Genomic DNA, 16,569 nt, shown 5'->3' with positions numbered 1-16,569 from the left:
TCCGGGTAAAGTAGTGAGATTATCAGGGTATAATACCTAACAGGATGAGCGAGACCGCCAACGACAACCTGCTTGGGACCTATTTGAAGGACCGCCGCATCCGGCTCGACGCCGCCGCGTTCGGCTTCGCCGGCAGTCGCAGGCGCACGCCCGGGCTGCGCCGCGAGGAGGTGGCCCAGCGCGCCAATATCAGCCCGACCTGGTACACGTGGCTGGAGCAGGGCCGCGGCGGTGCGCCATCCGCCGACGTGCTCGACCGCATCGCCCGCGCCTTGATGCTGACCGATGTCGAGCGCGAGCACCTGTTCCTGATCGGCCTCGGCCGCCCGCCTGAGGTCCGCTACCAGGCCAGCGAGAGTGTCGCCGCGGCTGCAACGCGTGCTCGATGCGTTGGAGAGCAGTCCTGCCATTATCAGGACCGCAATCTGGGACGTCGTCGCCTGGAATCGCGCGGCAACCATCGTGCTGACCGACTATGCCAAAATCCCGCCGGAACGGCGCAACATCCTGCGCCTGATCTTTTGCGAGCCCCGCGTGCGCGCCGCGCAGTATGATTGGGAGAGCGTGGCTCGCTTCGTCGTCGCTGCCTTCAGAGCGGACGCAGCGCGGGCCGGCGCGGTCTCGCATGTCGCTGAATTCGTCGACGAACTCTGCCGCCTCAGCCCGGAATTCGCCGCGCTGTGGCGCGACAACGATGTCCGCAGCCATGGCGATGGCGTCAAGCATCTGCGCCATCCCGTGCTGGGCCCGATCGCGTTCGAATATTCGGCTTTTGCGGTGGATGGCCGGCCCGATCTCGGCATGGTCATCTACAACCCGGCGACGCCTGCCGATGCCGAGCGCATCAAGAATGTGCTGGCCGCGCGCCCCGGGTGATGGCGACGCGACCCTCGCCGCCAAAGTCTCGCGCGCTAGAACCGCTCCGGCCGGTATGGCGTCGGATCGATCGACGGTGTCTCGCCGCTCATCATTTCCGCGAGCAGGCGTCCGCTCGCGGGGCCGAGCGTAAAGCCCTGATGGCCGTGGCCGAAATTCATCCAGAGGCCGCGGTGGCGCGGGGCGGGTCCGAGCACCGGCAGCATGTCGGGCGTGCAGGGTCGGGTGCCGAACCACGGCTCCGGTTCGGCGCGCTTGCCGAGATCGAGCAGCTCTCGCGCGGACGCCTCGGCGCTCGCGAGCTGTACCGGGGTTGCCGGCGCGTCAGGCCCGGTCAGTTCGGCGCCGGTGGTGATGCGGATCCCCTTCGCCATCGGTCCCATGGCGTAGCCCCTTGCCGTATCGACCAACGGCAGGTCGAGCGAAGGACCGCCGCTATAGTGCATGTGGTAGCCCCGCTTGCGGACTAGCGGAATCCGGTAGCCGAATTTTTGCAGGAGATCGGGCGACCATGGTCCGAGCGTCACGACGACGTTGGCCGCATCGATCGGTCCGTTGTCGGTTTTCAGTGACCATCCCGAGGAGGTCTGCTGCAAGGTCTGTGCATCACCGAGCAGGATGCGACCGCCGAGACGCTGGAACAGCTCGGAATAGGCGGTGACCAGCGCTCCGGGATCGGAGACGGTCCAGGTGTCGAGCCAGTGGATGGCGCCGGGAAGATCGTCACGCAGCAGCGGCTCGGCTTTCGCAAGCTCGCCGCCGGAAAGCACGCGGAAGTTCACGCCGAAATCGGCTCGGTTCTGCTCCGCCGTCTTGATCGCGAGCTCGAACGCCGCGGCATCGCGATGCAAGAGGCGATAGCCGGCGCGGCGGATCAGATTGTCGGCGTGGGCTTCGCGGATCAGGATCTCGTGCTCGGGCGTCGCATAGGCGATCAGGCGTGCCCAGGCCTCGATCGCTTCGCGATGCCGCTTCGGCGCCGAATGCCACCAATAGCGGAGCAGGGGCTCGAGGTGGCGATGCAGCGACGAGAAGCTGTAGCGCACGTCATTGGTGCGGCCGGTCGCGATCTTCAGGAGCGTCGCAATGTCGCGCGGCATCGCATAGGGCCGCACGGCTTCCGCCTGGATCATTCCGGCATTGCCATAGCTGGTCTCGCGGCCTGGCTCCCTGCGGTCGACGAGGGTGACTGCCCAGCCGCGTCGCTGCAAATGCAGCGCCGCGCTGACGCCGATCATGCCGCCGCCGAGGACGATTGCGCTTTGCATTCGGCGAATTCTCCCAGTCAGGCCGGCTTCACGGCAAGCTTCGGCTGAGCCGTGCTGATGGTCGCGGCAACGACGACGGACAGCGCGGTCATCGCGACCAGGAAGCCGAAAGCCGCGTCGAACGATCCGGTTCCGGTCACGATGAAGCCGATCGCGGCAGGGGCCACGAAGCCCGCGCTCTGGCCGCCGAGATTGACCATGCCGACGCCCGATCCAATCTGGTCGTCACGGAGCAGCTTGGTCGGAAGCGCGATCACCGAAGCCAGCACGAAGGATTTGAAGAAATAGACCAGCGACTGGTAGGTGATCAGCATCGTGATCGTTTCCGCCTTGTACATGGCGTAGAGGAAGATGCCGGTCAACGCGGAGCTGCCGATCAGCAGATATTTTTCGCGCTCGTTGAAGAATGTCGTCATGACCCAGCCGCCGATCGCGGTCGCAATGGTCGCCATCACGAACGGGATCGGCGCCACCACGCCGACGGTCTTGAGGTCGAGCCCGCGCTGCTGGAGCAGATAGAGGGGCATCCAGGAATCCAGACCCTTGTTGACGCAGCTCAGGCCGAACCACACCACCATCAGCTGCCACAGCAGGGGATTGTTCATGAGCTCGCGCATCGGCGCGCGGCTTTCGGACTTCGCCGGCGTGCCCGCCTTGGTCTCGCCTGAGCGGCCGAGATACGGAACGAACACGAAATAGAACACCGCGAAAGCGATGCCGGCAATGCCGATCGCGTTGAACGCATGGCGCCAGCCGAGCCAGAGGATCAGGGGCGCCATGATCAGCGGCGCAAGCATGCTGCCGGCATAGTTCGACGACAGCAGCAGCCCCGCCATCTTTGGCCGGCTGTCCTTCTTGAACACCTCCGCGATGGCGCGAATGCTCGCCGGCGGAAAGGCACCCTCGGCGATGCCGAAGATGAAGCGGATCGCGATCAGCGAGGTCAGCGACCAGGCGAGGCTGGTGAACGCCGTGAACAGCGACCACATCACGATGGTGACGATCACCACATATTTCGAGCCGAAGCGGTCGGAGAGCCATCCGCCCGGCACCTGCATCGCGGCGTAGCCTAGGAAGAACGCGCTGATGACGATGCCGAGATCGGCGGCCTGGAGATTGAAGTCCTTGCCGATCTGCGCCAGCGCCAGCGAGATCGCCGCGCGGTCGATATAGGAGATGCAGTAGGCGATATAGAGCAGGACGAACGCGATGACGCTGGTCTTCCGGTTCGACAACTCGGTCATGCTCATCTCCGATGTGCCGGCGATCCGGCGGCGCGGCTAGCTCGTGTTGATCTATTCCCAGATGAGGAAGCCTGGGGCCGCCGACAGCGGCGGCGCCACGGCCAATCGCGCCAGGTCGGGCACCGGCCGGCACAATTGCGCATCGTCCGCGAAGGCAGCCTCGAGGCTCGCGGCAATGGCGAGCACGACGGCGTCGCCGCCGCGTGGGCCCACGATCTGGAGACCGAAGGGCAGGCCGGCTTCGTCGCGGCCGAGCGGAATGCTGATCGCGGGATGGCCGGCCAGCGTGACGGCGTAGGCGAGCGCGAGCCAGTGGAAATAGGATTTCGTCGGCACGCCGTCGATCTCGGCGGGATAGACCTCCGACCACGGACGCGGGCTGAGCGTGATGGTCGGGCTGACCAGCACGTCGTGATTTTCGAAGAAGCTTTGATAGGCGCGATAGATCCGCGTCTGCGTCGTTGCGGCGCGGGCGTGGTCTTCGAGGGTGTAGCTCAATCCTTCCTCGACATTGGCGCGGACATTCGGACCGAGCATCTCGGGCCGCTCCTTGTAGTTCTTGCCGTGCATCGCCAGGAACAGGTCGGCGCGCAGCACGGCGAAGGCATGATCCGCGCCACTGCAATCTGGCGTCGCCTCGCGGCATTCGGCGAACAGCGGCGCAAGCCTCGTCACGCGGTCGCGGAAGACGCGGCGGATGGCCTGCTCGGTCGGTGCGAAGCCGAAGTCTTCAGTGAAAGCAAGACGCAGCTTGCGAAGATCTGCGGGACGCGGCGCGGCCCAGCGTTCACCGCGGCCGCGCACGGGCTCGCCGGGCAGCGTGTAGGCGAGCGGATCGCGCGCGTCGTCGCTCGCCATCACCGACAGCATCAGCGCGGTGTCTCCGACGTTGCGCGCCATCGGCCCATCGGTCGACAGATTGGACCAGCCGAAGGCGCGCTTTTCGCTCGCCACCACGCCGTAGGAGGGACGCATGCCGACGATCCCGGAGAAGCCTGCCGGGTTGCGCAAGGACCCGCCGGTGTCTGAGCCCGAGGCGAGCGGAGCCATGCCGCAGGCGAGCGCCACCGCCGATCCGCCGGAGGAGCCGGCGGCCGAGCGCATGGGATCGAAGGGATTGCCGGTGGCGCCGAACACGGGATTGCGGGTGTTGCCGCCCGCCGCCCATTCCGGCGTGTTGGTCTTACCGAAGATGATGGCGCCGGCGGCGCGCAGCCGCGCGACCGAGCCCTGATCGGCGGCCGGTACATTGTCGCGCAACAGGGGGCTGCCATAGGTGGTGCGCAGGCCGGCGGTGTCCTGGGTATCCTTGATGAGGACAGGGAGCCCGTGCAGCGCGCCACGATCCTCGCCGCGCAGGATGGCGGCTTCGGCCGCCTTGGCTGCGGCACGCGCGCCCGGTTCGTCGAGCGTGACGACGGCGTTGACGGCCGGATTGATGGTGGAGATGCGCGACAGGCAGGCGTCGAGCAGCTCGACGGGCGAGATCGCCCGCGCGGCCAACAGGCGGCGCAGTTCAACGGCGCTCGTGTCGCAAAGTCCTGACAACGCCGCATCCTTTCAGATTGTGAAAACAATTTAGCATATCGGAAAGTGGGAACGGCGCACCAATATTCGTCAGACCGGGGCGCTTCGTGCACAAATGATGGGATTATTGCCCGTCCGACTGACATGCAGGACGCATGGTGGTGAGTTTGGTCGAAAAGATTAGACGCATCGGCCAACAAAGTTTTCAGTTGCCGTGCTAGGATTGCTGCATGAGCGAGATCACCACGCCCGACGGTGCGAATTCCCAGCTGGGGCAATGCCTCAAGGCCGCCCGCCAGGCCCGCGGCCTGACGCTGAAGCAGGTGGCGGAGCGGACCGGCATGGCGCTCTCGACCCTCTCGAAGGTCGAGAACGGCCTGATGTCGCTGACCTATGACAAGCTGCTTCAGCTCACCTCAGGCCTGAAGATGGAGATTGCGGAGCTGTTCAATCCGGCCTCCGCAACCCCTGTGCAGGGGCGACCGGTGACCGCGCGACGGAGCATCTGCCGGGGCGGGCAGGGGCAAATCATCACGACGAAGTTCTACACCTACACCTATCAATGCACCGACCTGATCGGCAAACGCATGGTGCCGATCATGGCCGAGGTCCGCGCCCGCTCGCTGGACGAGTTCGGTCCGCTGCTGCGCCATGCCGGCGAAGAGTATTTTCTGGTGACGAGCGGACGCGTCGCCGTCCACACCGAGTTCTATTCGCCCGAGATCCTTGGCGAGGGCGACGGCATCTATCTCGACAGCACCATGGGCCACGCCTACCTCAACGCCGGCGAGGCACCGTCCGCCAAGGGCGTCTGTCTCTGCACCAGCGAGGCGCCCGATCTCTACGACCAGCTCCGCCAGATCGCATCGCGCGACGTGGCGCCGGCCGGTGATGACGAACTGCCGTCGTAGCGGTGTCGCGAGCCTGAAACGAAAAACGCCCGGCCAGGCCGGGCGTTTTCTATTGAGCGTTGGTTCTATTCGCCGCCGCCGAATCGGCGCGACCACCAGCCGGCGCGACGCGGTGCGGCCGGCGTTTCGGATGCGGCTGCCGGTGCGGGTTCCGGCGTAGGCGCAGGCGGAGCAACCGGCTCCGGAGCTGGTAACACCGGAGCTGCGGACTCGGGCTGGCTGCTCGACAGGAAGCTCACCTTTTCCCGGACCGTGGAGCGGCGCCTTGCGGCCTTGTCGTCGGCGGGCTCTTCCTCTGCGATTGCGGGCTGCGGCTGGGCTCGGGCTTCGGCTTGCGACTCGGCGCGCGGCTCAGGCTGAGCGACCTGCGGCTCGACCGCATTGATCTCTTCGGAATGCGCAATCGAGGGCGCAGCCTCGCCGGCCGACCCGTCAAAATCGGCAACGGCATCTGTCGCTTCGGACGGCGCACTGGCAGCGAGATCATCGCCGATGGAGCCGGCGAGACCTTCCTCGCCACCACCGCGCCGACGGCGTCCACCTCGGCGACCACGCCGGCGCCGACGATCCGCCCCGGCGTCCTGCTCGCCGCGAGGCTGACCCGCCTGCTCCTCGCCCTCCGGCTCGGCGTCCTCTTCTGCTTCGGCAGCCGCGATAGCGCCCTCGGGCAATGCGGGCCCGCCATCCTCGCGAGACTCACCCTCGCGCGGGCCGCCGCGACCGCGCCGACGCCGGCGGCGCTTGCGGCGCTGGCCGTCCTGATCGGGCGCAGCTTCGCCGGCAGCTAGCTCCTCGGCGAGCCCTTCGGTCTCTTCGGTTTCGACCTCGGATTCGGTCTCCGGATCGAACTCCTCTTCGTCATAGGCCTCTTCGGCGAGGGGCGGCGGGCTTGCGGCCGCCTGTGCGGCCAGCAAAGCCTTGGCAGCCTCGAGCGTGTGCACCTGCTCGCCGCGGTCGATCACATAGGCCTGCGGCCCGCTCACGGTCGGATCGGCGATCACCGACAACGTGACCTTGAATCCGTTTTCGAGATCGCGCAGATGACCGCGCTTGTGGTTCAGCACATAGAGCGCGACGTCGGTGCGGGTGCGCACCACGAGATTGTGGGTCGCGCCCTTCATCAGGATCTCTTCCAGGCCGCGCAGCAGCTGCAGCGCAACCGAGGAGACCGAACGGACGTGGCCGGTGCCGCCGCAATGCGGGCACGGATCGGTCGAGGATTCCAGCACGCTGGCGCGGATGCGCTGCCGCGACATCTCCAGCAGGCCGAAATGCGAGATGCGGCCGACCTGGATGCGGGCGCGATCCTGCCGCAGGCAGTCGGACAGCTTGCGTTCGACCGCGCGGTTGTTGCGCTTCTCGTCCATGTCGATGAAGTCGATGACGATCAGGCCGGCGAGATCGCGCAGGCGAAGCTGGCGGGCGACCTCTTCGGATGCCTCCAGATTGGTCTTGAGCGCGGTGTCCTCGATGTGGTGTTCGCGCGTCGAGCGCCCGGAGTTGACGTCGATCGAGACCAGCGCCTCGGTCTGGTTGATCACGATATAGCCGCCGGAGCGCAGCTGCACGGTCGGCGAGAACATCGCATCCAGCTGGCTCTCGACGCCCATGCGTGAGAACAGCGGCTGGCCGTCGCGATACTGCTTCACCGCGCTGACATTGGCCGGCATCAGCATCTTCATGAAGTCGCGCGCTTCGCGGTAGCCGGATCGCCGGCGACCTGAATCTCGTCGATCTCCTTGTTGTAGAGGTCGCGCAGCGAGCGCTTGATCAGCGAGCCTTCCTCGTAGACGAGGGTCGGGGCCTGCGACTTCAGCGTCAGGTCGCGCACCGTCTCCCACATCCGGATCAGATATTCGAAGTCGCGCTTGATCTCGGGCTTGGTGCGGGCAGCGCCTGCCGTGCGCAGGATGATGCCCATGCCCTCGGGCACGTCGAGATCCTGCACCACTTCCTTCAACCGGGAACGATCCTGGGCGCTGGTGATCTTGCGGCTGATACCGCCGCCACGGGCGGTGTTCGGCATCAGGACGGCATAGCGGCCGGCGAGCGAGAGATAGGTCGTCAGAGCTGCGCCCTTGTTGCCGCGCTCTTCCTTGACGACCTGCACCAGCATCACCTGGCGGCGCTTGATGACTTCCTGGATCTTGTACTGGCGGCGCGGCCGGAAGGTGCGCACGGGCACCTCTTCGAGCACGTCGTCACCGCCTACGGATCTGACGACCTCCTCTTCGGCATCCTCGTCGTCCTCGTCTTCGTCGTCCTCCTCGTCGGACGGCTGATGAGGAGCCTCGACGCTCACCCCGGCAGAGTACACGGCATCGGCCGGTTCTGCGGCAGATGTCACGGCTTCGGCGAGAGCCTCAGCGTGCGCTTCGGAAGCGGCGGCTTCGTGCGGCTCGGCGGTCTCTGTCGCGACCGCGGGCTCGGCGCCGACGGCTGCAACCGGCGCGGGCATCTCGTCGGCATGACCATGGTCGTGATGATGATCGTGGTCGTGATGATCGTGCTCGCCGTCATGACCATGGTCGTCATGATCGTGATGGTGACCATCATCATGGGCATGATGATCATCGTGATCATGTTCGCCATGGTCGTGGTCGTGATGGTCGTGGTGATCGTGGCCTTCGTGCTCGCCGTGATGGTCCGCGTCGGCGTGCAGATGCTCGCCCTCGTGCGGAGCGCCTTCGGTGTGCTCCGGCAGGTGCCCGCCCTCGACCGGCTGGGCAGTCGGACCGGCACCGACGATCTCGCTCTGGACACGCTCGCCATGACCGCGGCGGCGGGAGTTGCGATGGCGCGAGCGGCGGCGGCCTTGGGAGCGGTTCTCGCTCTCTTCCTCGGCTTCGCGATGGGCCTGCTCTTCGGCCTCGATCAGCGCCTGCCGGTCGGCGACCGGGATCTGGTAATAGTCGGGATGGATTTCGCTGAAGGCGAGGAAGCCGTGGCGGTTGCCGCCATATTCGACGAAGGCGGCCTGAAGCGAGGGTTCGACCCGGGTGACCTTGGCGAGATAGATGTTCCCGCGTAGTTGCTTGCGTTGCGCGGTCTCGAAATCAAACTCTTCGACGCGATTGCCGCGGACCACGACAACCCGGGTCTCTTCCGGGTGGGTGGCATCGATCAACATCTTGTTGGGCATGTCTTAACTCTTGGCGGCGGCGGGCGCGATTCACCGTGGGCGCGATCTGCGCTGCCGGGTGACGCGACGGTCCACCTGATTCGGGGGGTGAGGGGAAGGCCGAAACGCCGTCTCTCGCGCCTTGCCGAATCGGAAGCCGGAGGACCAAGGCGGCGCGCGGGAGTTTCGCTCCGCAGCGTCGCGAATGATCCTTCAGAATTCGTCGGCACAGTCTGGCGCATCAAGCGTCGGCCCGTATGAAACATCGGACGGCGGGGCCGCCCTTTAATCAGTTGCTGTTGGCCAGGCATGGCGCGGGTGCGCTCGCCCTGGGATCACGAATCGCTCCCTTGGGATCAAGGGACCGGGTAACGGGTTATGTCGCTGTCGAAACTGTCCCCGATACGCGAGTGGTAGCCAGGGACCGTTCGCCGCCGGGGCTTGCCCCGCTCCACCTCGCTGCCGCGCACCGCGCTGGTCTTAGAGGAGAACGGAAAAACGCTGGAATTCCCAGACCTTGAGAGTTCCGGCGCTGCACCGGGAGGCTGAATGCGACACAACCGGAAATTATCGGCCGTCAGCACTTCGTACATACGAGGAATAGGCCACCGGTGCAAGGGAGCGTCGCACGCCGGTCACAGTCAGCGAGTTTCGCGCCTGTGTCATTAAGGATGGATTAACCCTGTGGTTCTATTGCGTTAAAGAGGCTGCTCGGAGGCACGGAATCGGTGGCGAGCCGCACCAATCAACGGGTTTTGCTGGGATGTGCGCTTGTTTGTGCGGCAGCCCTGCCATACGCCGATTCCTCGCGCCTGAGCGCAGCGGAAAGCCAGCCGCAACCCTCTGTTGCGGTAGCGAATTTTCCGATCGCGTCGGCCGCCCGGCTGGCTGGCGACGGCAAGCAGACCCGCTTCATTCTCGACCTCGACCAGACCGTCAGCTTCCGCGCCACAACGCTCGCCGACCCGTATCGGGTGGTGGTGGACGTTCCCCAGGTCAATTTTCAGCTGGCTCCGGGCACCGGGGTCGGGGGCGGGGGCTGGTCAAGGCCTTCCGCTACGGGCTCGTCATGCCTGGCGGCTCCCGAATCGTGTTCGACCTGACGGGACCTGCCAGGATCGCCAATTCCTACGTGCTGGAGGCCGCCAATGGCCAGCCGGCCCGGCTGGTGCTCGAATTCGAGGAGGTCGATCGGGCCGCCTTCCTGCAATCGCCCGCCCCGGACAACCGCCCCGAACTGCGGCCGACGATCGCCGGCGTGCCGCCGACAACGGTCCCCGCGGGCGCGCCCGAGCCGGCGCAGAAACCCGGCGCGCCGGCTGACGGCCGTCCCATCGTCGTGATCGATCCCGGCCATGGCGGCATCGACAACGGCACGCAGTCGAGCGGCGAGAGCGAAAAGAACCTGGTGCTGGCCTTTGGACTGGCGCTGCGCGACCGATTGGAAAAGACCGGCAAATACCGCGTGGTGATGACGCGGGACGACGACACCTTCATTCCGCTCAATGACCGCACCAAGATCGCCCGCAACCTCAAGGCCGCGCTGTTCGTCTCGATCCATGCCGATGCACTGCCGCGCGCGGAGGGGGATGCGCAGGGGGCCACGATCTACACGCTGTCGGACAAGGCGTCCGACGCCGAGGCCGAGCGGCTGGCGGACTCCGAAAACCGCGCGGACGCGATCGCCGGCTTCAACCTCGCGGAGGAGCCGACCGACGTCGCCGACATCCTGATCGACCTTACGCAGCGGGAAACCCGCACCTTTTCAAACCGTTTCGCCCACCTCTTGATGGGCGAAATGAAGTCGACGGTGCGGATGCACAAGCACCCGCTGAAGTCGGCCGGATTCCGGGTGCTGAAAGCGCCTGACGTGCCCTCGGTGCTGGTCGAGATCGGCTATGTCTCCAACAAGGGCGACCTCGAGCACCTGGTTTCCGAAGGCTGGCGGTCGCGTGCCGTGGCCTCGATGGGCCAGGCGATCGACGCGTTCCTGGCCAAGCAGATGGCGACGGCGGCCCCGGGCAATTGAGAAGGGCAGTTAAGAGGGGCAATTAAGGGGGGAATGTCGGGTCCCGCTGTTAAGCCCTAGTTTGGCCACAGCGGGCGCTTTATAAAACCGGCGAAGCGGGTTCCGGAATCGACGAGAATCCCGCTCGGCAAGCGTGTTTCGCTCCGGCTTTGATGTGATTGAGTACGCCGGTGAATTCGCGACGTGAGGATGGCGGCCGTTTCGGGCGCCTATGGGCTGATCCAGGTTTGAACGGATAAACAGATAATGCGCTTGCTGGTGCGGTTCATGGGCTTCCTGTTCGCCGCAGGAACGGTGCTGTTCCTTGTCGGTGTCGGTGCCGTGGCAGGCCTGATCTGGCATTTCTCCAAGGACTTGCCGGATTACTCTCAGCTTCAGGATTACGAGCCGCCGGTAATGACCCGCGTGCACGCGACCGACGGTTCGCTGCTCGGTGAATACGCCAAGGAGCGGCGGCTGTACCTGCCGATCCAGGCGGTGCCGAAACTCGTGATCAACGCGTTCCTCGCCGCCGAGGACAAGAATTTCTACGAGCACGGCGGTATCGACTACACCGGCATGGCCCGCGCCGGTCTGGTCTATCTGCAGAACTACGGCTCCAACCGCCGTCCGCAGGGTGCTTCCACCATCACCCAGCAGGTCGCGAAGAACTTCCTTCTGACCAATGAGGTCTCGTTCGCCCGCAAGATCAAGGAAGCCTTGCTCGCGATGCGGATTGAGAAGACCTATTCGAAGGACAAGATCCTCGAGCTCTATCTCAACGAAATCTATCTTGGCCTCGGCGCCTACGGCATCGCCGCCGCTTCGCTCGTCTATTTCGACAAGTCGGTGAACGAGCTCACGGTTGCGGAAGCGGCGTATCTCGCGGCGTTGCCGAAGATGCCGGCGACCTTGCATCCGGTGCGTAACCGCGACCGCGCCATCGAGCGCCGCAATTACGTGATCGATCGCCTCCAGGAGAACGGCTGGATCAAGCAGGCTGACGCTGACAAGGCGCGCAAGGAGCCGCTCGTCGTCACCAACCGTTCCAACGGCGCCCACACCTTCGCCGGCGAATATTTCGCCGAGGAAGTCCGCCGCGACATCTTCGAGCGCTATGGCGAGAAGAAACTGTACGAGGGCGGTCTTTCGGTGCGCACCACGCTCGATCCGAAGATCCAGGTCATGGCGCGCAAGACCATGGTCGCCGGCCTCGTGAATTATGACGAGCAGCAGGGCTATCGCGGCGCCATCAGCAAACTCGATATTTCGGGCGATTGGGGCGTGAAGCTCGCCGAGATCAAGTCGCTCTCCGACATCTCGCCATGGCGCATGGCGGTGGTGCTGGAGACCAGCGATCAGTCGGCGCGGATCGGCTTCCAGCCGACCCGCGAGCTCGGCGGTGCCATCAGCAAGCAGCGCGAGACCGGCCTCATTACCCTCGATGGCGTCAAGTGGGCGAAGGCGGCGACGGGAGCCGCCAAGGGCCGCGCGGCGTCTGCCGTTTCGCAGGTGCTCCAGCCCGGCGACGTGATCTATGCCGACCCGCTCTACAGCAAGGAGGGGCAACCGGTCGAAGGCCAATACCGGCTGCGCCAGATCCCCGAAGTGTCGGGCGCGATGGTGGTGATGGATCCCTGGACCGGGCGCGTGCTCGCGATGGTCGGCGGCTTCTCGTTCGACCAGAGCCAGTTCAACCGCGCCACCCAAGCCTATCGGCAGCCCGGTTCGTCGTTCAAGCCGATCGTCTATTCGGCGGCGCTGGACAACGGCTATACGCCATCGACCGTCGTGCTCGATGCTCCCATCGAAATCGACCAGGGGCAGGGCGCCGGCGTGTGGCGGCCGGAAAACTTCTCGACGAACAAGTATCAGGGACCGGTGACACTGCGGAACGCTCTGCGCCAATCGCTCAACACGGTGACGGTGCGGCTCGCCCAGGACATCGGCATGCCCCTGATCGGCGAATATGCGCGCCGCTTCGGCGTCTATGACGAGCTGCCGAATTATCTCTCCTATGCGCTCGGTGCCGGCGAAACCACGGCGATGCGCATGGTCACGGCCTATTCGATGCTGGCCAATGGCGGCCGCCGCGTGAAGCCGACCTTGATCGACCGCATCCAGGATCGCTACGGACACACCATCTTCAAGCACGACCAGCGCGAATGCCGCGGCTGCGACGCTCCGGGCGGCTGGAAGAACCAGCCTGAGCCGCAGCTGATCGACCGCCGCGAGCAGGTGCTGGACCCCATGACTGCCTATCAGATCACCGAGCTGATGGAAGGCGTGGTCCAGGCGGGTACCGCGACCGTCGTGAGGGAAGTCGGGAAGCCGATCGCCGGCAAGACCGGCACGACCAACGAGGCGAAGGACGCCTGGTTTGTCGGCTTCTCGCCGGATGTCGCGGTCGCCATCTACATGGGCTACGACAAACCACGGCCGCTCGGCAGAGGCAACGCCGCCACCGGCGGTCATCTGGCAGCCCCCATCGCGCGCGATTTCCTCAAGCTTGCGCTCGCCGACAAGCCCGCTGTGCCGTTCAAGGTGCCCGCCGGCATCAAGCTGATCAGGGTCGATGCCAAATCCGGCATGCGCGCCGCTCCCGGTCAGACGTCGGGAACAATCCTCGAAGCCTTCAAGCCCGGCACGGCGCCGCCGGACAATTACTCGGTCATCGGTGTGGCCGACGCCGACGGCGCGGCGCGCCGCCGTCGCAGCAGCAGCCTGATTCCGGCTTCTTCATGCGTCCCGGCACCGGCGGGCTGTACTAGCGGATAACGCCGGAGACCGGCGAGGGCAGCGGTTGCGCTTTGCAGCCGTCGCCGCTACATCGGCGTTGCAATCAGACGCGGACATCCCCGCGAGACCAGAGAACGACATGCGCGCCGAAATCGAACGGTTGGTAGAAGAGATCAAGCAGTCAGTCGGGCTGCTGAGGAGGCATCTTTGACGTCGAGAAATCGACGGCGCGCCTCGCTGAGCTGAACAAGCTCGCAGAAGATCCCAACCTCTGGAACGATCCCCAGAAGGCCCAGAAGCTGATGCAGGAGCGCACCTCGCTTGAGGATCGCTCTCGGGCATTGGCAAGGTCGAGCGTGAGCTCGAAGACGATATCGGCATGATCGAGCTCGGCGAGGCCGAGGGCGATGACGGCGTGGTCGCGGAAGCCGAAGCCGCGCTGAAAACCTTGAAGAAGGAAGTCGCCCGGCGCGAGCTCGAAGCGCTGCTGTCGGGCGAGGCCGATAGTTTCGATTCCTATCTCGAAGTCCATGCCGGCGCCGGCGGCACCGAAAGCCAGGACTGGGCGCAGATGCTGCTGCGCATGTATACGCGCTGGGCGGAAAACCGCGGCTTCAAGGTCGAGGTGATGGAAGAGTCGGACGGCGAAGAGGCCGGCATCAAGTCCGCAACCATCCAGGTCTCCGGTCACAACGCCTATGGCTGGCTGAAGACCGAGGCCGGCGTGCACCGCCTGGTGCGGATCTCGCCGTTCGATTCCAACGCACGGCGACACACCTCGTTCTCGTCGGTCGCGGTGTTTCCGGTGATCGACGACAGCATCAAGATCGACATCAAGGAATCCGACGTCCGCGTCGACACCATGCGCTCCGGCGGCGCTGGCGGCCAGCACGTCAACAAGACCGAATCCGCGGTGCGGTTGACGCATATTCCGACCGGCGTCGCGGTGGTCTGCCAGGCCGGCCGCTCCCAGCACAAGAACCGGGCGCAGGCCTGGGACATGCTGCGCGCGCGGCTCTACCAGATGGAGCTGAAGCGGCGCGAAGAGAAGGCCGCTGCCGACCAGGCCGCCAAGACCGATATCGGCTGGGGCCACCAGATCCGCTCTACGTACTCCAGCCCTATCAGATGGTGAAGGATCTGCGCACGGGCGTGCAGACCTCGGACACCTCGGGCGTGCTCAACGGCGAGCTCGACGACTTCATGGCCGCGACGCTGGCGCAGCGCGCGTTCGGCACCGTGACCTCCGAGATCGAGGACGTGGATTAGCCGTGACCCGCGTCGCCTTTATCGGGCTTGGGCGGATGGGCCACGGCATGGCCGGCCGCTATCTCGATGCGGGCTTCACGGTGGCGCTGTGGAATCGCAGCAACGCGAAGGCCGGGGACCTGATCGCGCGCGGCGCGCATTGGGCGACCTCGCCTGAAGATGCCGCGATCGATGCCGACGCCGTCGTGACCATGGTTGCCGACGACGAGGCCTCCCGGGCGGTCTGGCTGGGACTCAATGGCGCAGCCAAGTCGGCGAAGGCCGGCACCATCGCGATCGAATGCTCGACCGTCTCCTATGACCACGCTCGCGAAATGGGCCGCGAGATGAACGCACGCGGGCTGATCTACATCGACTGCCCCGTGACGGGGTTGCCGGATGCGGCGGCAGCCGGAAAGCTGACGCTGCTGGTGGGCGCCGACGCGGCCGACCTCGAGCGCGCGCGGCCGTTCCTCGAACCGATCGGCTCGACCATTCGCCATTTCGGCGCGGTCGGCTCCGGCACGGTCTACAAGCTCATCAACAATTTGATGGGCGCGATTCAGATCGCGGGCCTGGCCGAGGGGCTTGCGATCGCCGAACAAGCCGGGCTCGACATGAACCTCGTGCTGGACTCGATTCAGGCCGGCGTCGCCGCGAGCCCGCAGGTGCAGCGTCATTCCAGGCGCATGGTCGCCCGCGATTTTTCCGGAGCGACGTTTACGTCGGCGCTGCGGCACAAGGACGCCGCCTATGCCGTGAAGCTCGCCGAGAGCCTGCTTGCCGACAAACCGCTGGTCGCGCGCGCCGCGGTCGAATCCTATGCGCGCGCAAAGGCTGCCATGCCCGACGACGATGAAGGCAAGATGATCGAGCTAGTGTCGCGGCCGAAAGGCGCGGTCTGATCGCCGGCGCTCCCAACCCCAAATGCAGATCGACCGTCAGGACGAGCCGTTGATTTGAGCTGCTTTATTGCTCGAAGGTGCGGACGCCCGCCACACCGGAATCGGTTCGGATCATGCGTCCCTTCTTCCCGTCATCGGTCAAGAAGACGTCCCAGTGTGCGGTGCCACCGGGTTGACCTTGAGGGTGATCGTTCCCGTGCAGTCCTGATCAATCGTGTACGTGCCATTGAGAGCTTCACGTTGAACGATCGCATGACGCAGGGAGGTCTGTTTGCCCGAAAACTTTCCTGCCCCGTCGAAGTCAAACGCGCCGTAATGATAGTTCGTGCCCTGACCAGTAAACACATAGCGGCCCTGAAGCTTCTCGACCGAGCATGTCTGCGGCGCCGCGAGAGCCATTGGGGCGATCAGCAAAGAGCATCCCAACATCAGACTTGCGCTTATGATGCCGCTTGTAAGTAATTTCATCGCGTCGTCCTCCATCCCGTGCCGGCGATGGAACAACACGCGAGGATTGCGGCGGAAAGGAGATGTCGCGCCGCCCGCCCATGGTCGACGCCGTGCCTGCAATGTTCATTGGTAGCGCGTTGCTCGTCATTGACGAACAATCTGTTGCAGCGCATGCCGCAAGTCCCGGTTCTGCGTTTCATGCCGCGGAAATTCGTGCGGCTTGCCAGCCGCCGCTCGCCTTGCGACACTCCCGGCAAAACAAGACTAGAAAA

Annotated in this window: 6 protein-coding genes and 5 pseudogenes; 6 read left to right on the top strand and 5 right to left on the bottom strand. The window is 65.3% G+C overall.

All coding sequences use genetic code 11. The features are described 5' to 3' along the window. Positions 1-44 precede the first annotated feature (44 nt). A pseudogene (locus AB8Z38_RS07860) lies at positions 45-876 on the top strand (helix-turn-helix transcriptional regulator). Between the two features lie 35 nt (positions 877-911). Here the strand turns inward: AB8Z38_RS07860 and AB8Z38_RS07855 are convergent. The 3 genes from AB8Z38_RS07855 to AB8Z38_RS07845 are packed head-to-tail and all read right to left on the bottom strand — an operon-like array spanning position 912 to position 4,936. Continuing rightward, entirely contained in the window at positions 912-2,144 is a 1,233-nt protein-coding gene (locus AB8Z38_RS07855; RefSeq protein WP_369724006.1) for an NAD(P)/FAD-dependent oxidoreductase, read from the bottom strand. Between the two features lie 17 nt (positions 2,145-2,161). Further along, entirely contained in the window at positions 2,162-3,388 is a 1,227-nt protein-coding gene (locus AB8Z38_RS07850) for an MFS transporter (protein ID WP_369724005.1), read from the bottom strand. Between the two features lie 51 nt (positions 3,389-3,439). Then, positions 3,440-4,936: an amidase gene (locus AB8Z38_RS07845; RefSeq protein ID WP_369724003.1), complete on the bottom strand. Its 1,497-nt coding sequence runs from the start codon at positions 4,934-4,936 to the stop codon at positions 3,440-3,442. A 209-nt stretch (positions 4,937-5,145) separates the two neighbouring features. On the opposite strand from AB8Z38_RS07845, the gene AB8Z38_RS07840 reads away from it, so the two are divergent. Beyond that, complete coding sequence (locus AB8Z38_RS07840; protein WP_369724001.1) at positions 5,146-5,826, top strand: helix-turn-helix domain-containing protein; 681 nt, start codon at positions 5,146-5,148, stop codon at positions 5,824-5,826. A gap of 65 nt (positions 5,827-5,891) precedes the next feature. On the opposite strand, the pseudogene AB8Z38_RS07835 reads toward AB8Z38_RS07840, so the two are convergent. After that, positions 5,892-8,968 (bottom strand): annotated as a pseudogene (locus AB8Z38_RS07835) (Rne/Rng family ribonuclease). Positions 8,969-9,675: 707 nt separating this feature from the next. Between AB8Z38_RS07835 and AB8Z38_RS07830 the strand changes: the two are divergent. The 4 genes and pseudogenes from AB8Z38_RS07830 (at position 9,676) to AB8Z38_RS07815 (ending at position 15,847) form a co-directional block, all read left to right on the top strand. Continuing rightward, positions 9,676-10,976: pseudogene (locus AB8Z38_RS07830) on the top strand (N-acetylmuramoyl-L-alanine amidase). Positions 10,977-11,222: 246 nt separating this feature from the next. Next, a pseudogene (locus tag AB8Z38_RS07825) lies at positions 11,223-13,726 on the top strand (penicillin-binding protein 1A). A gap of 107 nt (positions 13,727-13,833) precedes the next feature. Further along, positions 13,834-14,963, top strand: a pseudogene (gene prfB / locus AB8Z38_RS07820) (peptide chain release factor 2). 2 nt (positions 14,964-14,965) lie between these two features. Then, positions 14,966-15,847 carry an NAD(P)-dependent oxidoreductase gene (locus tag AB8Z38_RS07815; protein WP_369724000.1) on the top strand — a complete coding sequence of 294 codons (882 nt, stop codon included), beginning with the start codon at positions 14,966-14,968 and terminating at the stop codon, positions 15,845-15,847. A gap of 138 nt (positions 15,848-15,985) precedes the next feature. On the opposite strand, the gene AB8Z38_RS07810 is transcribed toward AB8Z38_RS07815, so the two are convergent. Next, entirely contained in the window at positions 15,986-16,315 is a 330-nt protein-coding gene (locus tag AB8Z38_RS07810; RefSeq protein ID WP_369723999.1) for a hypothetical protein, read from the bottom strand. Positions 16,316-16,569: the final 254 nt, after the last annotated feature.

Origin of the sequence: Bradyrhizobium sp. LLZ17, from assembly GCF_041200145.1 — a bacterium.
In the GTDB taxonomy this organism is placed as follows: Bacteria; Pseudomonadota; Alphaproteobacteria; order Rhizobiales; family Xanthobacteraceae; genus Bradyrhizobium.
Note: the sequence above shows the minus strand (reverse complement) of the source record. Positions and strands in the feature narration are given on the sequence as shown.

Coding starts and splice junctions, on each gene's coding strand:
- AB8Z38_RS07855 (WP_369724006.1), bottom strand. CDS start 2,144: ATGCAAAGCGCAATCGTCCTCGGCGGCGGCATGATCGGCGTCAGCGCG.
- AB8Z38_RS07850 (WP_369724005.1), bottom strand. CDS start 3,388: ATGACCGAGTTGTCGAACCGGAAGACCAGCGTCATCGCGTTCGTCCTG.
- AB8Z38_RS07840 (WP_369724001.1), top strand. CDS start 5,146: ATGAGCGAGATCACCACGCCCGACGGTGCGAATTCCCAGCTGGGGCAA.
- AB8Z38_RS07810 (WP_369723999.1), bottom strand. CDS start 16,315: ATGAAATTACTTACAAGCGGCATCATAAGCGCAAGTCTGATGTTGGGA.